This window comes from Mesorhizobium sp. (genome assembly GCF_004963255.1).
GTDB lineage: Bacteria > Pseudomonadota > Alphaproteobacteria > Rhizobiales > Rhizobiaceae > Mesorhizobium.
This window is the reverse complement of the sequence record NZ_SUGA01000001.1, coordinates 74,873-96,998: the sequence shown is the minus strand read 5'-3', so window position 1 is coordinate 96,998 and position 22,126 is coordinate 74,873. Positions and strand designations below refer to the sequence as shown.

Below are 22,126 nucleotides of genomic sequence, written 5' to 3'. Positions count from 1 at the left end.
AGGCGCAATGCCGTGCGCCATTGAGGGTGAGGCCGGAGCTTCGGGCCTCACCCTCGCCCGCGATCACCTTGGAGGATAGCAGGCGGCGCGGGCGACGAAGAGCTACTTCAGCTCTCCCAAACGTTCGCCGGCGTCGAGGTTGTCCTTTGTCACAGCGATCGGTGTGAGCAGTGTGATCTTCTTATCCGGCGCCTTGCCGTCACGCACAAAGGCCACGAGAATATCGACCGCCTGCCTGCCCTGCTTTCCCGGCATTTGCTCGATGGTACCGGTCATGCCGCCATCGCGTACCTTGCCGAGGGATTCCGGCAGAGCATCGAAGCCGATCAATTTCACCTTCTCGGTCAGGTCGCGAGCCTTCAGCGCCTCAAGGGCTCCGAGCGCCATATCGTCGTTTGCCGCGGCGATGGCGTCGGGCGGGGTCGCCATGGATGCCAGCGCAGACTCGGTCATGGAGAGACCCTTTGCGCGGTCAAATCCGGCCGTGTCCTCGAACACGAACTTGTATTTGGCCGCGAGGGGGTCCAGCGCGTTGTGCAGGCCCTTGTTGCGATCGATCGCAGCGCTGGTGCCCGGCTGCCCCTGCAGATTCATCACCCTGGCGCCGCCGGGAAACAGCTTGATTATGAGCTGGCCCTGCACCTCGCCGCCCTTGACATTGTCGGCACCGACATGAGCGAGGATTCCTTTGACGCTGTCGATCGAGCGATCAACGGTGACGACCGGGATCTTGGCATCGATCGCCTCCTGGATTGCCGGCGCAAGCGCCGCGGAGTCGTTAGGGCTGATCACGATTCCGTCAACACCCTTGGCGATAGCCGCCTCGATATCGGCGCTCTGTTTGCTGGAGTTGCGCTGACCATCGCTCACCACAACGTTGATATTGCCGAGCTTTGCTGCCTCGTCCTGCATCTCTTTCATGATGTGGACCGAAAATGGAAAGGCCAGATCCGGGCTGGAAAGCATGATCGTCAGGGGTTTGTCGCCGGCCCACGACAGAGCCGGCGTCAGCAGCGTTCCGAGAACCGCGAGGGTTGTCGCGAAGGTGTTTGTGCGCATTTTCATTTCTCCTCCTTGGTTTGTGCACGGATCGCGGACAAATGCTCTCCTCCCACGATCTTCGCCAATTTGTTTATGTTCTATACATATTATGCAAAAAAAGAGAATGCAAGCCCCTCTCCTGGGTTAGTCAGCCTGCGGTGCGACAACGCCCTTTTTCAGCAGGATGTTTCCGTAGAGCCGCCGATCGCCGCTGAGAACGATCGCGAAGCCGCATTTTGCGCGCTGCTTGAATTCGTCGGGGGTAATCGGCGCCAGCGACAGCGGCCGGTCGGCATGCCTTGCGACGATATCCAGGAATTCGCCGAAAATAGGCAGCTCCGTTTCGGGGTTGCCCTCGACGATCATGCGACAGGCTGCTTCGGAACCGCCGCTTTCAAGTGGCATTACCGAAAGCACCGCTTCGAGGATCCGAGTGCCCAGCACGCCGTCCAGGCGAATGACATGGGCATCGTCGTCGCAAGGATAGTTGGCATCGACGATCGCGATTTCATGACCATGGCCCATGGACCGCAAAGCATGGAGCAGATCGGGCGACAGGATTGGATCGATACCTTTCAGCATGACAGCGTCCTTTCAGATTTGGGTTCTTGTTCAATAAGCGTGCGAGGGTTCCGCCGCTCAGTGGTTTGACAGGAGACGCAAAAAAGTATCCCATAAACCCGGATGTCTTGTATTTGCATTGAACCTATACTAATTGGATTTAGTGACCGTCAATGGCAATTTGCATAAGCGTTGCGAGCGCGACGCTGCCGGCGACGTCCAATCGCTCTGGACGCACCCAGCCGGCTGACGCTAACAGGGCAGACGCCACCGAATTGACGATGGAAATGCGGGCAGGAAACTTGAAAACCACCAACCTCATCCGCCACGTCAATGAGACGCGGTGCCTGCGCCTTTTGCGAAGGGCCTCGCCCCTTTCGCGCGCCGACGTTGCCCGCGAGCTTGGCCTGACCCGGGCGACTGCCGGCAACGTCATTGCCGTACTGCTCGAGGCGGATCTGGCCATGGAACTGACCGAGCCTCAGGAAGCGGGCAAGGTCGGCAGGCCGGGAATACGCGTAGCGCTAAATCCCAAGGGAGCATTCTTCGTGGGTATCGACGTATCAAGCACCTGGCTGGCCGGCGTGCTCGTCGACTTCAGCGGGGCTGCGCTCAACAAGATCACCATTCCCAACAGCAGGAATTTCAGGGACCCGGAAACCGTTGCGCAGGCGATCGCCGATCTCGCGCGCCGCCTTGTTGTTGGTGCCGGTGTCGATACCAGGCGAGTTCGAGGTGTGGGCGTGTCCGTTCCCGGTATCGTGGGCCGAGACGGGGTCGTGGTTTCGGCGAGACTGCTGGAGTGGGAGGACGTCGATCTTGGACAACTGGTTGCCAGCTCTCTTGGGGCACCATGGCCGATCCGGGTGTGCAATGACGCCGTCGCGCTTTCTGCGGCCATTGGCGCGCTAGACACCCACGAGCCGGAAGACATGCTCGTGGTGTTGCTCTCGGAGGGGATAGGTGCGGCGATCATCCGCAATGGTCGGGTTGCCGAGGGCGCCAGCGGTTTTGCTGGCGAAATCGGCCATATGGTCCTTTCCGTCAGACCAGAAGATGCCAAATCCCAAACCCTAGGGCTGCTTGGGGGCTATAGCCCTTTCCTGCCGCTTCTTCCCGACGGCCAGTCGATCGCCGAGGGCCTGGCGGATTTGGCGGCAGAGCGGGACCACGGCAGCGTCCTGGAAATGAAACTCGAGACATGGGCCGACGTGATTTCAATCGGACTGCTCAATCTTATCCACATTCTAAACCCGGCACGCATCGTCCTCGGCGGCCCATTGGCTGTGTTGTTCCCAAGGATCCAGAGGAGGGTTGATGCGATTCTGCGAGCCAATTTGCTGCACGGTCTGGCATTGCCGCCCATCAAGATCGCCGGCATTGAAGCCGACACCGTCGCTGTCGGCGCCGCCGGGACTCTTCGAGACAGCATTTTCCTGCTTCCTGAACTGGATCAAATTGGAAATGGAATGCCGGTCGGCCGATCGCCCCAATTTGCCGAAATCGCTAGCTCCCACAGCGAACGCTAATTGCGGTCGGACACGCCTACGCGCCATTCGAGCCATCAACGCAACAGGCCGTCGCTCCTGAAATTTTCTCAGCCGCACAACTTGGCGTGAGACCCGTAAGAATTGCTCGTTTTACTGGAAATTGCCGTCGCGCGGCCACTCCCTGCGGACGCTTCACGGCGGCCTTCATCGCAGAAAAGCTCAAAAAGCAGGGTAATCGCCTCTCGAAATCATCTTGCGCGACCAACCACATGAGCATCGTCGGTGACCTTGACTTGGGCGTCACCGAGACTTCAGCGTTGTTGGCTTGTCTACAGAGCATCTGCAGGGCCAGAGCAATCTTTGAAGTAGCAGATTTCGGGAATATCCGAACTGCGCCAAGCCCATGCAGGGGCGCAAAGTGGTCATCGGCTGAATGATCGGACTGAATGTCTGAAATGGGGCCGACTGCGGACTGTCCGGTTGCCGAACTTTCCCGGCCTTGTCAGTTAGGCCTTCGCCCCATCCATAATCGAATGGCTGCCTACTTCCGGCGAGCGCCGCAGTTTCCACGGGATTCGGTGGTGGACGTCTCACTTTGCCCTGCTGTTCCGAGCGCCCTTCTGCTACAATCTCGCGCATGCAAAACACACCGTCGGAGAATAGCGAAGAAGAACCGGCGGCAAGCGGCTTTTCGTGCCGATCACACCGATGCTCTCCGAGATTTTGGATGCGGCCGACAGGCGCGGCGAGACTGTCCTGGTCAATAGCTATGGTGAGCCGTTCTCCGCCAAGTCGCTCACTGGAATGATGGCGCATTGGTGCAAGCTTGCCGGCCTGCCGAAGGGGCTGACCCTGCATGGACTAAGGAAGTCGCTTGGCGTCTATCTGGCCGAGGCAGAGGCTTCGACCAGACAGCTCATGGATGTGCTCGGTCACGACGACATTGATCATGCCGAGCTCTATTCGCGCGAGGCACCGCAGGTACGGCTGGCAGTCCAGGGGATGGATCGAGTCGTGCGTCTGGTCACGCGCAAGCCGATGCTTGGCGAACCTATTGGCGAACCTCGTGGCGAACCACCCTATAAGCCATTGATAAATAACGATAATGGTGGGCCCGGAGGGACTCGAACCCCCAACCAAGCGGTTATGAGCCGCCGGCTCTAACCATTGAGCTACAGGCCCCACGCGGGCTGGCTTAGTGTTTTTCGCTCTTCCGCACAAGCCTCTCCGAATGCGCCGGTTCGATCACCAGGGTCAAGCGCCCAATGCCGGCGGCCTGGGACAGGTATCTGCTGGCGCCGACAGATTTTGCCAAGCCCGCTCTGCCAGATCACTGGCACAGGCAATCTGCCCCAACGGAATAAGGGGCTATATCTTTGGTCCTTTCGGACCAATGCGTCCGGCAGGATGGACCTCGGTCGATTGTGGACCAGCGGGCAAATCAGACAGTCTCGCCATCGCGCCGGCTGATAACCCCAAGCCCCCCGCCCATCGGTTGGCGCATGCCCGGCTCGCGGACCTCAAAATCCTAACCACAAAAGCGAGCCGGGCTTCCATCCGCTTGCCCGCGCCGAGACGCAAATTGCCGGAAATGCGATGAGGAGTTGGACTGTCTATCACGTCGATTTCGCAGCAGGCGGCAACAGCCCGCTTCTAACCGAGATCGGAAGCGTTGAAGCAGAGAATCTCCTGGCAGCGGTTATGAAGGCACAGGCATTGTGGCCCGATGAAAGGTCCATGACCGTCCGCCCGGCGGGACAAGACAGCCAGTCGGCGCTGCCGCCGCCCCCTCAGCACGACAGCTATTGAAGACACTGCGCGATCAGGTCGCTCGCTTCGCCTGCGAAGCCCCGACACGATCCGGCAACATATGGAGCGCTGCCCGGCGCGCCAGGCAAGCGGCATCGACACCTCCACAATCCTGTACCACGTCATCGGCCCATTCTCGGCCATTGTCGGGAGTAGCTGTTGGTGGGAAACTCGGCCGGTCAGCATGGGAGGTCGAAATGCCCACTAGTTTCAAGACCGGAGACGTCGTCAGGCTGAGATCCGGAGGGCCGGAAATGACAATCAGCGATGGCGCGGCCTCCGGCACGTATCTGTGCCACTGGTTCAACCGCGAAGGCGACGTCTGGACGCCGCAGCATGCCGGCTTCAAGCCGGACCAGCTGGTGGTGGTCGACAACCAGAGATAGTCGCCGCTTCCGTTCGGGCGCATTCCGGTCCGGCGCAACCGGATCGGACGGATTTGCTGTCCGGCCGAAAGGACCGACGGATTTTGCTCCTCGCCGCGTTCAATGGCTGAAGCGTGGTCGCCAATGGCCGCGCCAACCGGAGACGAGAGCATGATCCGCCTATTCGCCGTTGCCCTTGGCCTGCAGACCGCTGTCGCGGTCGCCCAGACGACGACGGCTGCCCCCGCCCAGACGACGCCGGACACTGCGGCTGCCGCCAAGCCCGACCAGACCAAGTCCGGCCTGACGCTGGAAAAGTTCGAGGCGCGCCGGGAAAAGGCGTTCATGCGGGCCGACACCGACAATGACGGCAAGGTCAGCCTCGCCGAATGGACCGCTTTCCAGATCGAACGCAAGGCCAAGGGCGATCCGGCCAAATCCTTCGCGCGCATGGACGCCAACAAGGACGGCTTCGTCGACAAGGGCGAACTCGACGCCTTCCTGGCCAAGCGCTTCGCCAAGCTGGACAAAAATGGCGACGGGGTGCTCAGCGCCGACGAGCGGCCGAGCCACAAATCCGCTCCCAAGCAGGAGCAATGACCCAGAGGTTATGCCGCGCAATGACACATGCGAGCGCCCCTGTTGATGGGCGCCGATCCGGACGAGGAACTGGTACGCCGCATCGGCGCCGGCGACCCCGTCGCAATGCAGGCGATGGTGGCGCGCAAGCTGCCGCGCATCCTGGCTCTGGCCGCGCGGATGCTTGGCGATCCTGCGGAGGCCGAGGACGTCGCGCAGGAGACTTTCGTGCGCATCTGGCGCCACGCCTCAGGCTGGCGCCAGGGGCACGCGCGATTCGACACCTGGATCCATCGCGTCGGGCTCAACCTCTGCTACGACCGGCTGCGGCGCCGGCGCGAATGGGTAACGGACGAGCTGCCGGAGGTGGCCGATGACGCGCCGCTTCCCGATGCCATGCCGGGCGACGAAGAGCGCAGGGTCAACCAGGCGCTGCAGCGCCTCGCGCCACGCCAGCGCGAGGCGATCGTGCTGGTCTATTATCAGGAGCTGTCCAACATCGAGGCCGCCGGCGCCATGCAGGTCAGCGTCGATGCGCTGGAGAGCCTGCTCGCGAGGGGTCGTCGCGCCCTGCAGGCGATGCTTATCGGAGATGATGGCGATGACTGAGACAGCAAGGGAGTTGCCGGCTTCGCGGACGAGGGCGTGGGGGGCCATGTCAAAACGGTGGAAGGGGGAACGATATGGCTGAGAGGACGAGAGAAGGGCCGATGGATGCCGGGCGTTTCGCCGCGTTGGCTGACGCCTATGGCGGCGCGTTGCACCGCTGGCCGCGGGCCGAACATGCCGCCGCGACATTGTTTGCCGAGACCGAGCAAGGCCGCGCCATCCTGGCGCGCGCCGGCAGGCTCGACGTCATGCTCGACCGACATCGGGTCGAGGCGCCCAGCCCGGCGCTGCATCGCGCCATCGTCGCCCGGGCAACGACCGAGGTCAGGCAGGAGCGGCGCCGGCGGTTCTGGTGGCTGGGCTTCGGGCTTGCGGGCGTCGGGCTCGCTGGCGCCGTGGCAGGGCTGGCGCTGGTGACCGTCGTCAGCCCGGATATCCAGTCCGACCATTATGTGATGGACGCCAACGCGACGTCGTTCGGCGACGCCGGACCCGATGCCGACCAGGCGGAGGAGGACCTATGAACCCCCGTCTTGTCGCGGCATCCCTGGTGCTCAACGTCTTTCTGATCGGCGCGGTGGCCGGCGGGGCGGGCTGGCTGATCGGCAAATCCACTCCGGGCTTTTCGCTGGAATCGGCAGGCGGCCGGCTGCCCGCCGCCGACCGCAAGATTTTCCGCCAGGCGCTGCGCGAGGTGCGCCGCGAATCCCGCGACGTGATCCTTGATGGACAGGCCGCAAGGCGCGAAGCGGCGAACCTCCTGCAGCAGCCGACCCTCGACAGCAACGCGCTTGCCGCCGCCCTGGAGCGAGCGCGCAACGCCGATGCCACCGTGCGGGCGCGGCTGGAACAACGCATCGTCGAATTCGCCGCATCGGGCTCGCCGGAAGACCGCCAGTTGCTGGCGGACGCACTGCTTCGGCGTGCCGGCCGGCAGCCGCCACCCGCAAAAAAATCGCCATAGGCGGCGACGGAAAGAGCGGACACGCCCGTTCAAGGAAAAGAGGGACAGGCCTGTGACCGCCTTCGGCGGCGGGCAGGTTCTCTTCAACCTTGGAACTTGGGGAGCATCCCATGAACAGTCTGACGAAATATTCGCTCGCCGCCGCGCTCGCCACCGGCGGGACGGTCGCGGCAAGCGCTGCCTCGGCCATGCCGATCGCGCCCGTGGCCCCAGCGCCGGCAATGATTGAGCATGTCGCCTGGGGTTGCGGTCCGGGCTGGCATCCCAACTACTGGGGCCGCTGCGTCCCCAATCGCCGCGTGATCTACCCCGGCTATTATTACTGGGGCGGGCCGCGCGTCTATATCGGCCCGGCCTGGCATCCTTACCACCGCTGGCACCACTGGCGCCGCTGGTAAGAGCCGCCTCGCGATGCCAGTGCTGCGGCCGGCATCGTGAAGCCATCCGACGACGTGGACAGGCCGGCCGACGCGGCGAGCGCCGGCCGGCGAGATGGAGGCTGGATTGGCCTTACCCGCATCGCATGCAAACCCGCCGGACCCGGCGCTGGTGGCGCTCCACCGCTTCGGTCTCGGCGCAAGACCGGGCGACGATTTCGGCAAGATCGCCGCCGATCCGCGCGGCCACCTCAAGGCCGAGCTCAAGCAGCAGGACATCGCGCTGATTTCCCCCGACGATCCGAGGAATGCCGGGCTGCTGGACAGCACGGCGGCGATCCAGGCCAGCATGGCGGCGGCCATGGAGCGCAAGGCGGCGCGGGGTGAAAAGGCGCCGGCCGTCATGCAGCCGATGGCGGCGGATGATCCAGCCGGCCCGGCCGTGGCAAAACCCAAGCCAGCAGTTCCGCGCGTCGAGGCCGATATCTATCGGGACGAGGCGCAGGCCCGGTTCGACAAGGCGCTCGCCGCGGCGCCTGGCTTCGTCGAGAGGCTGGTCGGCTTCTGGTCGAACCATTTCTGCGTTTCCGTCGCCAAGGCGCCGGTCGTGCGGGCCTGCGCCGGCGCCTTCGAACGCGAGGCGATCCGCCCCTTCGTGCTTGGCCGCTTCGCCGACATGCTTTTGGCTGTCGAGCATCATCCGGCGATGCTGTTCTATCTCGACAACCAACAGTCGATCGGGCCTGATTCGCGCGCCGGCAAAAGGCGTGGCCGCGGCCTCAACGAGAACCTAGCCCGCGAGATCCTGGAACTGCATACGCTCGGCGTCGGCAGCGGCTATGCCCAGGCCGACGTCACCAGTTTCGCCGCCATGCTGACCGGCTGGACCATGGCGGGCCGCGAGGGGCGGCTGGGAGAACCGGGAAGCTTCGTCTTCAACGCCAATGCGCATCAGCCGGGCCAGGCGGCGCTGCTCGGCAAGACCTATCCTGACGGCGGCATGGGCCAGGCGGAGGCGGCGCTCAACGACATTGCCCGCCATCCGGCCACCGCGCGGCACATCGCCACCAAGCTTGCGCGCCATTTCATCGCCGACGATCCGCCGGCGGCGGCGATCGCCCGCCTGGCCTCGGTCTTCACCAAGACCGACGGCGACCTGCGCTCGATTGCGTTGACGCTGATCGACATGCCCGAAGCCTGGTCGACGCCGCTCACGAAGCTGCGCTCGCCCTTGGACTATGTCGTGGCGCTGCGACGGGCGGTCGGCGCGACCGCCGGCAACGAACCGCAGCGGTCGCTGCGCTGGCTGAACGTGCTCGGCGAGAAACTGTGGCAGCCGCCGGGGCCGAACGGCTTTTCCGACAGCACCGACGCCTGGGCCTCTGCCGAAGGTCTCAAGACGCGGCTGGACATCGCCTGGCAGACAGCGAAGCAGGCGGACGACATCGGCGATCCCGACGAGATGCTGGCATCGCTGATCGGCACATCCGTCTCGGCCGAGACAAGGCAAGCGGTTTCGCGCGCCGAATCCAAGCAGCAGGGCCTGGCGATGTTGCTGATGGCGCCGGAATTCCAACGGCGGTGATCCAACACGGAGATATGGCCATGAGCCTTCTTTGCGAAACCCCAAGCCTGTCCCGCCGCGCGATGCTGATGACCGGCGGGGCGCTGTTTGCCTGGGCCTATCTGCCGCGCTTTGCCCGCGCCGCCGACAAACGCGACCCGCGCCTGATCGTCATCGTGCTGCGCGGCGCGCTGGATGGGCTGTCGACAGTCGGGCCGGTCGGCGATCCGGACTATGCCGGCCTGCATGGCGATATCGCGCTTTCGCTCTCAGGCGCCAACCCGGCATTGCCGCTCGACGGTTTCTTTGCCGTCAACCCGGCAATGCCGGTGTTTGCGCGCCTGTTCAAGGCCGGCCAGGCGGCGGTGGTGCACGCTGCCGCCACCGGCTATCGCGACCGCTCGCATTTCGACGGCCAGGACGTGCTGGAAAGCGGCCTTCCCGGTCCCGGCAACGCCACCACCGGCTGGCTCAACCGGGCTTTGGCCAGCCTGCCGGCGGGTGACAGGATCGCGAAGGCCGGCGGGCTCGCGGTCGGGCCGTCGACGCCGCTGGTGATCCGCGGCGCAGCCCCTGTGCTCGGCTGGGCGCCGCAAGCCCTGCCCACGCCCGGCGATGCCTTGGCCGAGCGCGTGCTCGACCTTTACAACCATCGTGACCCGGTTCTGGCTGCAGCCCTGCAGAAAGGTCTCGACGCCGATCGGATGGCGATGGGCGACCAGCTCGACGGCAAGACGATGAAGCCGAAAGGCGGCCTCGACAATGCCGCCGGCATGCGGCAGTCGGCGCAGGGCGCTGCAAGGCTGATGGCGGCCGATGACGGGCCGCGCATCGCAGCTTTGGCCTTCGACGGCTGGGACACGCATGTCAACGAAGGCGGCGCGACGGGGCGGCTCGCCAACCTGCTCGGCGGCCTCGACGGCGCGTTCGAGGAATTCGAGAAAGGGCTCGGCGCGCGCTGGCAGGACACGGCGGTCGTCGCGATCACCGAGTTCGGCCGCACGGCGCGCATCAACGGCACGGTCGGCACCGACCACGGCACCGGCACCGTGGTGCTGCTCGCCGGCGGCGCGATCAGGGGCGGCCGCGTCATCGCCGACTGGCCGGGACTGAAGCCGGCGCAGCTCTACGAACAGCGCGACCTTGCGCCGACCAGCGATGTGCGCGCGGTGCTGAAGGGATTGCTGGCGGATCAGTTCGGGCTTTCCGCGGCAGTGCTTGGCGACAAGGTGTTTCCTGAGTCGGCGGCGGTGAAGCCGATGGGGGATTTGGTGGGGTGAGCCTGGGTTTGCCGGTCAGCGATGACCTTCGGCGCCCGTCAGTTCGTCATCCACGGGCGGAGCGGGAGCGAAGCGGACGCGCAGACCCGAGGATCCATTCCGTTACCTTCACCGAAGGGCGCAGCGGAGCAGAATTCTAAACCGCTGCGGCGCCTCAACGTCACGGAATGGATCCTCGGGTCTGCGCTGCGTCGCTTCGCTCCTTGCTCCGCCCGTGGATGACGAGGCTGAGGGGCCTCGGCCAATCACGAACGCTGGCGCGGCGGTTTCGAACCTGTGCGTGGGGACCTTAGCCAAACCGCCCGCCCCGTTTCCGGCGCGGCGTCAACGGCGATCCGGGTGCGATTGTCAGCTCCAAAAACCAGGATGCCAACGGCCGTGATGCCAGAAGCCCGGGTGCCAGTGGCGCACATGCATCGGGCGAATGATCGCCCGGCCGTTCGGCACGCATCTGCCCCAGCGGTTCATGTGCCAGCCGGGACCGCAGCGCCAGCCGACGGTCTGGACCGGCAGCGGCGCAGCGCTTGGCTTGACAAGCGGCATGGCCTCGGAGCCGACGGCGGACAGCGTCAACGTGCCGGCGGCCAGAGCGATGGACAGAAAGTATCTTGCGAACATGCATTGTCTCCGTAATTCATCCCTACGTCCGTGAAACGGAGTACAGGCCGATTTCCGTCGGAGCGGTGTGGATCACATCTTCGTTAACCCCCCTCGACGGTACCGCCCCGCGACGGTTCGGCACGCGTCGCATCGCGGTTGCGCCGCTGAAATGGGGTTGTCGCAGCCGGCATCAAATTGATCCATATCAAGGAGCCACGAGGTCCTCCGCTCTAGGCTTTAACTTGATAGAGGCCGATCGGCGGAGACCGGCCGACGGCGAGTTGAGACCAGGAGTCCACAGCGATGATGATCCGCACGCTCTCCACTTTGGAATGTACGAAATTGCTGGCTGCCAACCGCACCGGACATCTGGCATGCGTGAAGGACGGACAGCCCTATGTCGTGCCCTTCAACTACGCCTATGCCGACAGTCACCTCTATGCGTTTTCGCTGCTTGGCAAGAAGGTCGACTGGATGCGGGCCAATCCCCTGGTGTGCGCGCAAGTGGCGGAACACACACAGGGGCGCGGGTGGAAAAGCGTGATTGTCGACGGCCGCTATGAGGAACTGCCGGACCGGATCGGCCACAAGGTTCAGCGCGACCATGCGTGGGCAGTGTTAAGCAAGCACACCGACTGGTGGGAGCCCGGCGCGCTCAAACCCGTCACGCCTCCCACCTCGGATAACATGCCGCACGTCTTTTTCCGGATCCTCGTCGAGCAGGTTTCGGGACGGGAAGCGACCGAATAGACTGCTCGACGGTTATTGAACTGGGCTATCGCCCAGCGTCGCCACCGTCTTCAGCGCGCCGTCCAGCATGTCGCCCTTCTCGTCCTTCAGCGCCGCCTCGCGCAGGCGGCGGATCCAGTCGGCGGCGTCTTCGCGGCCCTTGAGCATCGGCAGCGCCGAGAGCACGCGGTCGAATTTCGACTGGGCGCGGGCATGGGTGTCGCTGTAGCCCTTGATCAGCCGGCGGCAGTTCAGGATCTCGGTGCCCAAAGCGTAGTCCTGGCGGGCATGACTAAGCGCCAAGCCGTACCAGCGCTCGAGATGCTCCAGCTCGACCTTGTGGCGCAGCAGGCGGCGGCGCCAGCGGCGCAGGCCGCCGATGAACCAGAGCATGGCGAAGCCGGTAAAGCTGTCGGTGCGGATGTGGCGGCCGCGATTGATGCGGCGGTCGAGGAAGGCGGCGAGCTTCGGCCGGCTCTCGATATAGCTGCCGAGCCCCGCCGGCAGCGTGCCGCAGAACTCCTCGATGCGCGGATGGAAATATTCGGTGACCTGCAGGACCGAACCTTCCTTGACCCCGACCTCCTTGCGCACGCGCCGGTCGCGGGTCGAGCGCGTCTTGAGATCGGCGACGCGGATCATGTCGTCATAGCACATGGCGTTGGCGAGATGCTTCGCCGCGGCCATCGACAGAGCATAGCCACGCTCCGCATCGTCCAGCGCGACGGCCTTGTCCAGCCGGTCGAGATATTCGCCGCCATAGGCGATATCCTGGTAGTCGACGACCTTCTTCAGGCCGCGCTCGGCCATGTCGCGCAGCGGCTGCGGCAGCGCCGCGACGCGGGCGGCAAGCTGCTGCCAGCCCTTCAGCAGGGTTTCCGGTCCGCTGACCTTCGCCGTCGGCTTGGGTTCGGCGGCGGCAGGCTTCGCCGCCTTCTCGCTTGTTGGCGCGGCCGCGATGCCGCACGCGCGATCACAGGCGGCGCCGAAGGCGGCAAGGCTGGCTTCCACACCACGGCCGCCGGCGCCGATCGCCTGTTCGTAGCTTTCGCGGGTGAAGGGCAAGGCGTCGGAGCCGGCCAGCGCGCCGAGCAGGCTGGCCGAGATCATGGTGCCGTTCTCGGCGGCGATCTTTTCCATGTCGAAGGCAATGAAGCGCTTAGCCGCGGCCTCAGCCGTCGCGTGCACCTTTTCCGACGAGGCGCGGCCATCGCCCGGCTCGATCTTTTCCGACACGGCGGCGATGCGGTGGGAGGAGGTGATCAGCGTCGTGCGCTCGGGCGTGACGAAGCCGCGGATGATGGCGCGGCCGGCTTCCATCAGCTCGGCTGCGATCAGGATATCGACGTCGCCCTGCGATGGCGATAGCGCGAAGACCGGCAGCCGGCCGGTGTCGCGGGCCATCTCGATGTAATAGATCGTCGCGCCGGTGCGCTGGGCGACGCCGGCCACCGAGGTCGATTGCGCGATGTAGCCGTTGCGCTCGGCGACATCGGTGATCCAGTCGGCCAGCACGCCGCCGCCCTGGCCGCCGACGGCCAGCACGGCGAGCTTTATCACCCGCTCGTCGTCTGAGGCGCCCGCCTTCGGGCGCAGCGCTGCGGTGGGATCAAGCATCGGCGAACATCAAACGGCGGCTCTCGCGGCGGCGCTGCAGCAGCCCGATCACGGCCCGGCGCGCGCTTTCGAGGAAACGGTCCCAGCGGCCGGGATTGTGCACCACATCGGCGCGGTAGAAGGACGGGCAGAGCACGGCAGCGTCCGCCACCTCGCCGCAATTGCCGCAGCCGACGCAGTTCTGGTCGATCGAGGCCACCGGATCGTCGCGCAGCGGATCGTCGAGCGACTTGACCGACAGCGAGGGACAGCCGGAGAGGCGCATGCAGGCGTGATCGCCGGTGCAGATGTCCTCGTCGACGCCGAATTTGGGCTTGACCACGCGCTCGCCGCCCTTGATCGCCTTGTCGACCAGCGGCTTCTCGCGGCGCTGGCGGTTGAGCATGCATTCGGACGAGGCGACGATGACCTTCGGCCCCTTCTCCTCGGTGGTCAGCGCATCGCGCAAAGCGGCGCGCATCTTGCCGACATCATAGGTGCGGTCGATGTGGCGCAGCCATTTGACCCCCATGCCCTTCACCGCTTCATCGATCGGATGCTTCGTCGACTTGGTGCGGTTGTTGGCGCGCGACGACAGGATGTCCTGCCCGCCGGTGGCGGCCGAGTAGAAATTGTCGACGATGACGATGACGCCGTCATTCCGGTTGAAGACGGCGTTGCCGATCGAGGAGGTGAGGCCGTTGTGCCAAAACCCGCCGTCGCCGACGAACGAGATCGAGCGGCGTTTCGCGTCCGGCGAGTTGAAGGCGGAGGCCGAGGCGGGCCCCAGCCCGTAGCCCATGGTGGTGGCGCCGAGCTCGAAGGGCGGCATGATCGAGAACAGGTGGCAGCCGATGTCGGAGGCGATGTGGTGCTTGCCGAGCTCCTGCTCGACCAGCTTGGTCGCGGCGAAGATCGGCCGCTCCGGGCAGCCGACGCAGAAGCCTGGCGGACGTCCAGGCACGACATTGATGAGATCGGCGGTGTCGACGCCTTCGCCCGTTTTGTTCGGCGCGCGGACATCACCCGGCAGCAGGTGCGGGGCGTTGGCGCGCAGGAAGGAGCCGATGCCGTCAAGCATGACCTGTCCAGTATATTCGCCGGCCATCGGCAAATGCTCCTTGCCGACGAGCTTGGTTCCGCGCCCGGCCTTGTGCAGCATCGCGGCAAAGGCCTGCTCGATGTAGTTGGGCTGGCCTTCCTCGACGACCAGCACCGCCTGCTTGTCTTCGCAGAAGGCGAGGAACTCGTCATCGACCAGCGGATAGACGGCGTTCAGCACATAGAGCGGCACGTCGGTGTCGCCATAGGTGTCGGCGAGGCCGAGCCGCTGCAGCGCGCGGATGACCGAGTTGTACATGCCGCCCTGCATGACGATGCCGACCGAGCCGTGGTCCGGCCCGAACATCTCGTTGATCTTGCGGCTCTTGATGAAATCGACCGCCGCCGGCCAGCGCTTGGCGACCTTCTCCTTCTCATGCAGAAAGGAGGCGGGCGGCAGCACGATACGGCCGGTGTCGCGGCGTGGTGCGGACAGCGCGTCGGCGACCGACATTGGCGGGCGCTTGTTATCCTTGGCGGTGAAGTGGCCATGCACGTGGCAGCAGCGGATGCGCACTTGCAGCATCACGGGTGTGTTCGACGCCTCCGACAGTTCGAAGCCGTCCTCGACCGCCTTGACGATCGAGGGCAGGTTCGGGCGCGGATCGAGCAGCCAGACCTGGCTCTTCATGGCGAAGGCGTGGCTGCGCTCCTGCATGATGGAGGAGCCCTCGCCATAGTCCTCGCCGACGATGATCAGCGCGCCGCCGGTGACCCCGCCCGACGCCAGATTGGCGAGCGCATCGGACGCGACGTTGGTGCCGACCGTCGATTTGAAGGTGGCGGCGCCGCGGATCGGGTAATGCACCGAAGCGGCAAGCATGGCGGTGGCGGTCGCCTCCGAGGCGCTCGCCTCGAAATGCACGCCGAGCTCGCCCAGAATGTCCTGCGCATCGGCCAGCACATCCATCAGATGGCTGATCGGCGCGCCCTGGTAGCCGCCGACATAGCCGACGCCGCATTGCAGCAGCGCCTTGGTGATTGCGAGGATGCCCTCGCCGGCGAATTCCTCGCCGGCCCCTAACCTCAGCTTTTCGACTTCCTTGGCAAAAGACCGTTCGGCCATCTCTGCCTCCTTCCGTTGCCGCAATCAGCGGCGCGTACGTCAACTCAGATGTCGTGCTTGCGGATGTTCTTCAGCATCTTCTGCAGGATCGCGATCAGCGCGGCATATTCGGCATCGTCGACATCCTCGAACATCGCCTCGAACGCGTCGTGCATCGCCGGCCAGGCGCGGGTGAACAGCGCGCGTCCGTCATCGGTCAGGAACACATGGCGGATGCGGCTGTCGGTGACGCCCTGCTCGCGCCGCACAAGGCCCTGGCCTTCCAGCGTGTCGAGCGTGCGGCTCAAGGTCGACTGCTCTATCACCGTATAGACCGAGAGGTCGTTGACGGTGACGCCGTCGGTGACCGAGAGCACGGCGAGCGTCCGCACCTGCGGAATGGTAAGACCTTGCTTACGGAAGTCCTCGCGCAAAGTGGCGTTGTAGCGGCCCATGATGCGGTTCATCAGATAGGGCGCGAATTGCTGCAGCCCGATCTGGCCGAGGGTCGAGATGCGCTGGCGTTTTTCGGCGAGCTTCTGTTCCATCAGAGCCTCCCCGCCAGAAGGAAGCCGGAGCCGCCGCCTAGGCCGGCTCCTGGATGGGTCGAAGCGCCGATATGGTAGAGGCCCTTGATGCCGGTCTCGTGGTTGCGGCTCGCCTTGAACGGCCGCCACAGGAAGGACTGGTCGATGGTCGACGAGCCGCCATAGGGATCGCCGCCGACCAGGTTGATGTTCATCGCCTCGAGATCGGCCGGCGAATAGGCGCGGCGCGCAATCACCGTGTCGCGGAAATCGTCGATATGGTTGGCGAGGATCGCCTCGACACGATCGGCATAGGCCTCGCGCAGCGCCTCGGTCCAGCGTCCGTCAGCCGGCACTTCGAGCTTGCCGGCGGCATCGCCCTTGATGTGGCGCGGCGCCTCGGGCAATTGCAGCCAGAGGATCGCCTTGCCTTCAGGACAGCGCGACGGGTCGAGCGCGTGCGGTTGGCCGACGCAGATGGTTGGAATTTCCGGCAGCAGGCCGCGCACCGCCTCGTTGCAGGCTTTGGAGACGCCGTCGAGCCCCGGCGTCAGATGCAGCAGCGCCACCTTGTCGAGGCCCTCGCCGCGCCAGGTCGGCGGCTTGTCCAGCGCATAGTGGATCTGGAAATTGCCTTTGCCGTAGCGATAGGACTGGGTGGCCTTGGTGGCTGCTTCCGGCGCATCCGTGCCGAGCAGGCGGCCGTAAAGCTGCGTCGGCGTGACCGAGCAGATGACGCTCTTCGTGGCGCTCAACGTCTCGCCGGACGCAAGCCGCACGCCGCTGGCGCGACCGCTTGTCTGGTCGACCGAGGCGACATCGGCGTTGACGCGGATCTCGCCGCCGCGCTCCTTGATCAGCGCCTCGAAGGCGGCGAGCAGGTTTTTAGCGCCGCCCTTGACGATCGGCGCGCCTGCCGCCTCCAGGGCGAAGGCGATGACCTTGGCGATCTGGCCGGAGAAGGCGTCTTCGGGTCCAAGCCCGGCATGCAGCACCCAGGGCGCCCAGAGCGCGCGGACGACGTCGGATGTGTAAGTCGTTTCCAGCCAGCCGCGCGCAGGCACCAGCGCCTCGCCCATGAAGGCGGCGAGGTTGCGCGGGCCGCGCCGCCAGGCCTCGCCGGCCAGCAGTTTTGTCGTTGGATAGGACCAGAGCGCGCCGCCGAGCAGGCCGAACAGCAAGCCGGCATTGCGCTCGATGTCGCCGACATCGCCGCCATGGCGGTCGCCGTCACTGGGCGCGATCCGGTTCAGCGCCGCGATGTTGGCGGCGCGATCGGTGGTGATAACAGCATGGCTGCCGTCGGGCCGAAGCACGCCGGTCGGCGTCGCCGTGTGGCAGAACTCCAGCCCGTGCCGCGCAAGGTCCTTGCCCAACGCAGCAAAGGCCGGCGAGGTGATGAACAGCACGAAGGTCGTCGCCATCACGTCATGGACGAAACCGGGCGCCGTGATCTCCTCGGTGCGCATGCAGCCGCCGATGCGGTCGTTGCGCTCGAGCAAGAGCACCTTGGCGCCTTTGGCGCCAAGCATCGCCGCGCAGACCAGGGCGTTGATGCCGCTGCCGACGATGATGTGATCGACGTCGCTCATCGTCGTGGCCTTGGCTTTAACCCCGCGGCACCAGCGCCAGCGCGCGGATCGGGCTGCCGGTGCCGCGCTCGATCTTGAGCGGGGCGGCGATCAGGATCGCGCCCTTCGGCGGCAGCTGGTCGAGGTTGCAGAGGCTGGCGAGGCCGTAGCGATTGGCCTTGTGCATCAGCGTGTGGGCCGGGAATGGCGGCTCCATGCCGCCGGCCTTGCCGGCATCCGTGCCGATCGTCTCCGATCCCCAGCCCTTGATATCCTTGGCTATCAGGAACTGGATGGCTTCCGCCGTCGGGCCGGGCGTGTGCGGGCCGGTTTCGTTGGCATTGAGGAACTCGGCTTCCGAGCCGTTGCGCTTGTACCAGTCGGTGCGCATCACCACCCACTCGCCGGGATTGATGGCGCCATGCTTGGCCTCCCAGGCCTTGATGTGGTCGACGGTGAGCAGGAAATCGTGGTCTTCAGCCGCTTCCACTGAGCAGTCGATGACGTTGACCGGGCCGATGAAATTCTGCGCCGGAATGGTGTCTGTGGCGCCGTCCGGATAATCCTTGCCGGTGATCCAGTGCTGCGGCGCGTCGAAATGCGTGCCCGAATGCTCGCCGAGCTTCAACCAGTTCCAGGCCCACCACGGACCGTTCTTGTCGTATTTGGAAATCTCATGGATCTCGACCTTCGGCGTGTCGACGGCGAGCTCCGGCGGCAGCTTGATCAGCGGCGTGTTCGGCCCGAGTGGCGCCGTCAGGTCGACCACCTTGATGGCGCCCGAGAGCAGCTGGCCGGCGACCTCGCCGAGGAGTTTCTGCGTGTCCATGGTCTTTGTTCCCTCTTCTCTCTGATGATCAAGGCTCGTTGCGGCCCTTAATATACCTACTAGACGAAAACATATGCATCTGCAATTATCTTTAAGCATAAAGCATTTTGGGGCGGGGCGTGAGCGAGTTCGACGCCATCTTTGTCGGGGCGGGCCACAACAGTCTGGCATGCGCCGCGCATCTGGCGCTCAAAGGCTGGAAAATAGCGGTTTTCGAGCGCAGCCAGACGGTCGGCGGCGCTGTGCAAACCGGCGAATACACGCTTCCCGGCTTCCGGCACGATTTCGGCGCGATGAATTTGAGCCTCTTTGCAGGTTCCGCCTTTCATCGAAAATATGCAAATGAATTGAAAAGCCACGGGCTGGAGTTCGCGCCCGTGGCCGACTGTTTCGCCAGCGCCTTCCCCGACGGGAAATGGTTCGGCGTCAGCAACGACCTGGAAAAGACCGCATCGCGGCTGGCCGCCTTCTCCGCGGCGGACGCGGCCACATGGCGCAGGCTGGTGGGCGCCTTTCCGGGCGAAGCCGAGCATCTGTTCCGGCTGCTCGGATCGCCGATGAGCGCGAAGGCGCTTGCCGGCACGGGCTGGAATCTCTGGCGCAAGAAGGGTCTTGCCGGCGCGCTGGATACGGCTCGATTGCTGCTCTCCTCGCCGCGTGCGTGGCTTGAGGAGAATTTCGAGACGCCGCATGTGCGCACGACGCTCGCCGCCTGGGGCATGCATCTCGACTTCGCGCCCGACATCGCCGGCGGTGCCGTATTCCCCTATTTGGAATCGATGGCAAACCAGAGTTTCGGCATGGTGCTGGGCAAAGGCGGCGCCGATACGATCATCCGCGCGCTGGCCGGCATGGTGACGGCGGCCGGCGGCCGGATCACGACCGGCGCGGATGTCGCCGAGATCACGGTTTCCGGCGGCAAGGCGACCGGCGTGCGGCTGGCATCCGGCGAAACGCATGTCGCGACCAAGGCAGTGATCGCCGGCGTCGCGCCGAAAGCACTGACGGGCACGCTGCTGCCCAATGGCTCGGGCGACGCCGGCTTCGACGCGGCGATGCGGAAATTCCGGCATGCGCCGGGCACGATGATGATCCATCTGGCGATGGACGACTTGCCGGACTGGAGCGCAAGCGCCGAGCTTCGCCAGTTCGCCTATGTGCATCTGGCGCCATCGCTCGACGCCATGTCGCGCACCTACCAGCAGGCGATCGCCGGCCAACTGCCCGATCAGCCCGTGCTCGTGGTCGGCCAGCCGACGGCCGTCGACCCGTCGCGCGCGCCGCAGGGCAAGCATGTGCTGTGGGTGCAGGTGCGCATGCTGCCGGCCGAGATCCTCGGCGATGCCGCAGGCAAGATCGCGCCGGCGCAGTGGGATACGGTCAGGGACGCCTATGCCGAGCGGGTGCTCGACATCGTGGAGAGCTACGCGCCGGGATTGCGCCGCAAGGTGCTTGGCCGCGCGGTCTTCTCGCCGCTCGACCTCGAGCGCGAAAACCCGAACCTCGTCGGCGGCGACCAGATCTGCGGCAGCCACCATCTGTCGCAGAATTTCGTCTTCCGCCCGGCGCGGTCCTTCGCACGCTGGAACACGCCGGTCTCGAACCTCTACCTCACCGGCGCGGCGACATGGCCGGGCGCCGGCACGGGCGCGGGCTCCGGCTTCATGCTCGCCCAACAGCTGGGAGGGAGTTGAGCTGAAGAAATTCCGGGATGGACAAGGCGCGGTTGCCCACCACCGAATGAAAACGCCGCGCGTACAATGACAACCAACAAGGGGAACGACCATGACCATCAACAGACGCGACTTGCTTGGATATGGCGCCGCCGCGATCGGCGCGGCGACGCTTGGCCTGCCGAGGACGGCCAAGGCAGCCGACGAGCTCACCATCGCCTACAACGTGAACCTGCCCTCCTGGGATCCGACCACCGGGCCCTCGGCTGTCAACCCGACTATTCAGGGCCTCTACCAGTCGGTGTTCGACCAGATCATAGGCCAGAAACCGGACCTTTCCTTCACGCCCGGACTGCTCACCGAATGGGGCTGGAACGACGACCGCACCAAGGTGACGATGACGGTGCGCGAAGGCGTCAAGTGGCATGACGGCTCGTCCTTCACACCGGAAGACGTCGTGTGGTCGCTAACCCGGGCTGGCGATGAGAAAACCGGCAACCCGATCCAGTTCGTCTGGAAGAACGTCAACAATTTCAAGATCGATGGCAACAAGATCACCGGCGACGTCGTGCAGTTCGATCCGGTCTATTTCAAGTGGATGTCGTTCCTGACTGGCTACATCCTGCCGAAAGCCTATTACGAGAAGGTCGGGGCCGAAGGCTTCGAGAAGGCCCCGATCGGCACCGGGCCATATATGGTCGACAAGTTCGAGCGCAACGCCTTCCTGCGGCTGAAGGCCAATCCGCATTATTGGGGCACGAAACCCGCCTTCGGGAATGTGACGATCAAGTTCGTCACCGACGCGGCGAGCCGCGTTGCCGAAATCGAGTCCGGCTCCTCGCAGGTGACGCTTGAAATCCCCTATGAGGAATATGACCGGCTGATCGCCAAGGACGGGCTTGCCGGCTCGATCAAGAACGTCTCCGACATCGGCATGATCTTCTTCAACGACATCGAGGCGATGCTGGACAAGAACGTCCGCCAGGCGGCCGTGATGGCGGTCGACAAGGAGCTCCTGGTCAAGCGCCTGCTGCGCGGCTACGGCCAGCCGATCGCGACGCTGGAGACGCCGGAATACACGGCCTTCGATCCCTCGATCAAGGTCGAGCACAACCCGGAGAAAGCCAAGGAATTGCTAGCCGCTTCCGGCTATTCGCCCAAGAAACCTGTCAAGTTCACCATCCAGACCACCAAGGGCTTCAAGCCCAAGGACTATGAGATGATCCAAGCGATCGTCGGCATGTGGCGCAAGGTCGGCATCGAGGCCAAGATCGAGGTCTACGAGATCGCCAAGCATTACGAGCTGCGCGCCGCCGACAAGTTGGCGCCGGCCGCCTTCTACAATTGGGGCAATTCCATCGGCGACCCGACCACCTCGACCGGCTTCGCCATGTACGGCCCAAGCCCTCATTCGGTGTGGGACAGCAAGGACCTGATCGACATGATCAACCCGCTCTGGGGCGAGAAGGACGAGGCCAAGCGCATCGCCGGCTGGAAGGCGGTCGACAAATACATCGCCGAGCAGGCCTATGTGCTGCCGCTGATGCAGTATGCGCAGCCGATCGTGCATTCGAAGAAGGTCAATGTCGTGCAGCACGTGTCCGGCGCGCTGCTGCCGGCGCTGATGACCCCGGCCGCCTGATCGAAATGAGGAGGCGCGGTAGCGTGCCTCTTTCAACGACGCAGCCCCCTCATCCGGCCCTTCGGGCCACCTTCTCCCCCAAGGGAGAAGAGGTCGCCGACGGCTGAGCCAGCCTCTTCTCCCCACTGGGGAGAAGGTGGCCGCGAAGCGGCAGGATGAGGGGGAGTCCGTTCA

General features: G+C 64.8%; 20 protein-coding genes, 1 tRNA gene and 1 pseudogene. 13 read left to right on the top strand and 9 right to left on the bottom strand.

The window, feature by feature from the left end:
* Window positions 1-102 precede the first annotated feature (102 nt).
* Both E5X34_RS00450 and E5X34_RS00445 read right to left on the bottom strand, forming a co-directional pair.
* Window positions 103-1,059 carry a substrate-binding domain-containing protein gene (locus tag E5X34_RS00450; RefSeq protein ID WP_292559614.1) on the bottom strand — a complete coding sequence of 319 codons (957 nt, stop codon included), beginning with the start codon at window positions 1,057-1,059 and terminating at the stop codon, window positions 103-105.
* Window positions 1,060-1,185: 126 nt separating this feature from the next.
* A complete protein-coding gene (locus E5X34_RS00445) occupies window positions 1,186-1,623 on the bottom strand; it encodes an RbsD/FucU domain-containing protein (protein ID WP_292559611.1) in 438 nt (145 codons plus the stop codon).
* A gap of 281 nt (window positions 1,624-1,904) precedes the next feature.
* On the opposite strand from E5X34_RS00445, the gene E5X34_RS00440 reads away from it, so the two are divergent.
* Window positions 1,905-3,131 (top strand): ROK family transcriptional regulator, encoded by a 1,227-nt coding sequence (locus E5X34_RS00440; RefSeq protein ID WP_292559609.1) that lies wholly within the window; start codon window positions 1,905-1,907, stop codon window positions 3,129-3,131.
* Between the two features lie 639 nt (window positions 3,132-3,770).
* Window positions 3,771-4,115, top strand: a pseudogene (locus E5X34_RS00435) (tyrosine-type recombinase/integrase); the annotation flags it as partial.
* A gap of 83 nt (window positions 4,116-4,198) precedes the next feature.
* Here E5X34_RS00435 and E5X34_RS00430 read toward each other — a convergent pair.
* Window positions 4,199-4,274, bottom strand: a tRNA-Ile gene (locus E5X34_RS00430).
* Window positions 4,275-5,155: 881 nt separating this feature from the next.
* Here E5X34_RS00430 and E5X34_RS00425 point away from each other — a divergent pair.
* The 8 genes from E5X34_RS00425 (at window position 5,156) to E5X34_RS00390 (ending at window position 10,639) form a co-directional block, all read left to right on the top strand.
* Window positions 5,156-5,287 (top strand): hypothetical protein, encoded by a 132-nt coding sequence (locus tag E5X34_RS00425; protein WP_292559606.1) that lies wholly within the window; start codon window positions 5,156-5,158, stop codon window positions 5,285-5,287.
* 150 nt (window positions 5,288-5,437) lie between these two features.
* On the top strand, window positions 5,438-5,866 hold the full coding sequence (locus E5X34_RS00420; RefSeq protein WP_292559603.1) for an acid-shock protein: 429 nt from the start codon (window positions 5,438-5,440) through the stop codon (window positions 5,864-5,866).
* Window positions 5,867-5,911: 45 nt separating this feature from the next.
* Window positions 5,912-6,454: an RNA polymerase sigma factor gene (locus tag E5X34_RS00415; RefSeq protein WP_292560720.1), complete on the top strand. Its 543-nt coding sequence runs from the start codon at window positions 5,912-5,914 to the stop codon at window positions 6,452-6,454.
* 74 nt (window positions 6,455-6,528) lie between these two features.
* On the top strand, window positions 6,529-6,978 hold the full coding sequence (locus E5X34_RS00410) for a hypothetical protein (RefSeq protein WP_292559600.1): 450 nt from the start codon (window positions 6,529-6,531) through the stop codon (window positions 6,976-6,978).
* The gene (locus tag E5X34_RS00405; protein ID WP_292559598.1) at window positions 6,975-7,418 is read left to right on the top strand and encodes a periplasmic heavy metal sensor; all 444 of its coding nucleotides are present in this window, start codon (window positions 6,975-6,977) and stop codon (window positions 7,416-7,418) included. Before E5X34_RS00410 ends, E5X34_RS00405 begins: the two co-directional genes overlap by 4 nt.
* A gap of 110 nt (window positions 7,419-7,528) precedes the next feature.
* Window positions 7,529-7,816: a hypothetical protein gene (locus E5X34_RS00400; RefSeq protein WP_292559596.1), complete on the top strand. Its 288-nt coding sequence runs from the start codon at window positions 7,529-7,531 to the stop codon at window positions 7,814-7,816.
* A gap of 94 nt (window positions 7,817-7,910) precedes the next feature.
* Entirely contained in the window at window positions 7,911-9,380 is a 1,470-nt protein-coding gene (locus E5X34_RS00395; RefSeq protein ID WP_292559593.1) for a DUF1800 family protein, read from the top strand.
* A 20-nt stretch (window positions 9,381-9,400) separates the two neighbouring features.
* Complete coding sequence (locus E5X34_RS00390; protein ID WP_292559590.1) at window positions 9,401-10,639, top strand: DUF1501 domain-containing protein; 1,239 nt, start codon at window positions 9,401-9,403, stop codon at window positions 10,637-10,639.
* Window positions 10,640-10,987: 348 nt separating this feature from the next.
* Here the strand turns inward: E5X34_RS00390 and E5X34_RS00385 are convergent, their stop codons facing one another.
* Entirely contained in the window at window positions 10,988-11,257 is a 270-nt protein-coding gene (locus E5X34_RS00385; protein ID WP_292559588.1) for a hypothetical protein, read from the bottom strand.
* A gap of 285 nt (window positions 11,258-11,542) precedes the next feature.
* Between E5X34_RS00385 and E5X34_RS00380 the strand changes: the two genes are divergently transcribed.
* Complete coding sequence (locus E5X34_RS00380) at window positions 11,543-11,989, top strand: pyridoxamine 5'-phosphate oxidase family protein (RefSeq protein ID WP_292559586.1); 447 nt, start codon at window positions 11,543-11,545, stop codon at window positions 11,987-11,989.
* A 12-nt stretch (window positions 11,990-12,001) separates the two neighbouring features.
* On the opposite strand, the gene E5X34_RS00375 is transcribed toward E5X34_RS00380, so the two are convergent.
* The 5 genes from E5X34_RS00375 to E5X34_RS00355 are packed head-to-tail and all read right to left on the bottom strand — an operon-like array spanning window position 12,002 to window position 18,637.
* Window positions 12,002-13,585, bottom strand: a complete 1,584-nt coding sequence (locus tag E5X34_RS00375) for an indolepyruvate oxidoreductase subunit beta family protein (RefSeq protein WP_292559584.1) — start codon at window positions 13,583-13,585, stop codon at window positions 12,002-12,004.
* On the bottom strand, window positions 13,578-15,731 hold the full coding sequence (locus tag E5X34_RS00370; protein ID WP_292559581.1) for an indolepyruvate ferredoxin oxidoreductase subunit alpha: 2,154 nt from the start codon (window positions 15,729-15,731) through the stop codon (window positions 13,578-13,580). The genes E5X34_RS00375 and E5X34_RS00370 overlap by 8 nt, the downstream gene beginning before the upstream one ends.
* Before the next feature lie 44 nt (window positions 15,732-15,775).
* Entirely contained in the window at window positions 15,776-16,258 is a 483-nt protein-coding gene (locus tag E5X34_RS00365) for a MarR family transcriptional regulator (protein WP_292559578.1), read from the bottom strand.
* The gene (locus tag E5X34_RS00360) at window positions 16,258-17,829 is read right to left on the bottom strand and encodes an NAD(P)/FAD-dependent oxidoreductase (protein ID WP_292559575.1); all 1,572 of its coding nucleotides are present in this window, start codon (window positions 17,827-17,829) and stop codon (window positions 16,258-16,260) included. The genes E5X34_RS00365 and E5X34_RS00360 overlap by 1 nt, the downstream gene beginning before the upstream one ends.
* A gap of 16 nt (window positions 17,830-17,845) precedes the next feature.
* Entirely contained in the window at window positions 17,846-18,637 is a 792-nt protein-coding gene (locus tag E5X34_RS00355) for a cyclase family protein (protein ID WP_292559572.1), read from the bottom strand.
* A 119-nt stretch (window positions 18,638-18,756) separates the two neighbouring features.
* Here E5X34_RS00355 and E5X34_RS00350 point away from each other — a divergent pair, with 119 nt between their 5' ends.
* Window positions 18,757-20,331, top strand: a complete 1,575-nt coding sequence (locus E5X34_RS00350) for an NAD(P)/FAD-dependent oxidoreductase (RefSeq protein WP_292559569.1) — start codon at window positions 18,757-18,759, stop codon at window positions 20,329-20,331.
* 91 nt (window positions 20,332-20,422) lie between these two features.
* Window positions 20,423-21,952: an ABC transporter substrate-binding protein gene (locus tag E5X34_RS00345; RefSeq protein WP_292559566.1), complete on the top strand. Its 1,530-nt coding sequence runs from the start codon at window positions 20,423-20,425 to the stop codon at window positions 21,950-21,952.
* Window positions 21,953-22,126 lie beyond the last annotated feature (174 nt).

What these genes read in the sequence shown, in the direction of transcription:
- E5X34_RS00420 (WP_292559603.1), top strand. Translation starts at nt 5,438, where the DNA reads ATGATCCGCCTATTCGCCGTTGCCCTTGGCCTGCAGACCGCTGTCGCG.
- E5X34_RS00380 (WP_292559586.1), top strand. Translation starts at nt 11,543, where the DNA reads ATGATGATCCGCACGCTCTCCACTTTGGAATGTACGAAATTGCTGGCT.
- E5X34_RS00415 (WP_292560720.1), top strand. Translation starts at nt 5,912, where the DNA reads ATGGGCGCCGATCCGGACGAGGAACTGGTACGCCGCATCGGCGCCGGC.
- E5X34_RS00355 (WP_292559572.1), bottom strand. Translation starts at nt 18,637, where the DNA reads ATGGACACGCAGAAACTCCTCGGCGAGGTCGCCGGCCAGCTGCTCTCG.
- E5X34_RS00345 (WP_292559566.1), top strand. Translation starts at nt 20,423, where the DNA reads ATGACCATCAACAGACGCGACTTGCTTGGATATGGCGCCGCCGCGATC.
- E5X34_RS00370 (WP_292559581.1), bottom strand. Translation starts at nt 15,731, where the DNA reads ATGGCCGAACGGTCTTTTGCCAAGGAAGTCGAAAAGCTGAGGTTAGGG.
- E5X34_RS00395 (WP_292559593.1), top strand. Translation starts at nt 7,911, where the DNA reads ATGGAGGCTGGATTGGCCTTACCCGCATCGCATGCAAACCCGCCGGAC.
- E5X34_RS00445 (WP_292559611.1), bottom strand. Translation starts at nt 1,623, where the DNA reads ATGCTGAAAGGTATCGATCCAATCCTGTCGCCCGATCTGCTCCATGCT.
- E5X34_RS00410 (WP_292559600.1), top strand. Translation starts at nt 6,529, where the DNA reads ATGGCTGAGAGGACGAGAGAAGGGCCGATGGATGCCGGGCGTTTCGCC.
- E5X34_RS00385 (WP_292559588.1), bottom strand. Translation starts at nt 11,257, where the DNA reads ATGTTCGCAAGATACTTTCTGTCCATCGCTCTGGCCGCCGGCACGTTG.
- E5X34_RS00425 (WP_292559606.1), top strand. Translation starts at nt 5,156, where the DNA reads ATGACAATCAGCGATGGCGCGGCCTCCGGCACGTATCTGTGCCACTGG.
- E5X34_RS00365 (WP_292559578.1), bottom strand. Translation starts at nt 16,258, where the DNA reads ATGGAACAGAAGCTCGCCGAAAAACGCCAGCGCATCTCGACCCTCGGC.
- E5X34_RS00450 (WP_292559614.1), bottom strand. Translation starts at nt 1,059, where the DNA reads ATGCGCACAAACACCTTCGCGACAACCCTCGCGGTTCTCGGAACGCTG.
- E5X34_RS00375 (WP_292559584.1), bottom strand. Translation starts at nt 13,585, where the DNA reads ATGCTTGATCCCACCGCAGCGCTGCGCCCGAAGGCGGGCGCCTCAGAC.
- E5X34_RS00360 (WP_292559575.1), bottom strand. Translation starts at nt 17,829, where the DNA reads ATGAGCGACGTCGATCACATCATCGTCGGCAGCGGCATCAACGCCCTG.
- E5X34_RS00400 (WP_292559596.1), top strand. Translation starts at nt 7,529, where the DNA reads ATGAACAGTCTGACGAAATATTCGCTCGCCGCCGCGCTCGCCACCGGC.
- E5X34_RS00405 (WP_292559598.1), top strand. Translation starts at nt 6,975, where the DNA reads ATGAACCCCCGTCTTGTCGCGGCATCCCTGGTGCTCAACGTCTTTCTG.
- E5X34_RS00390 (WP_292559590.1), top strand. Translation starts at nt 9,401, where the DNA reads ATGAGCCTTCTTTGCGAAACCCCAAGCCTGTCCCGCCGCGCGATGCTG.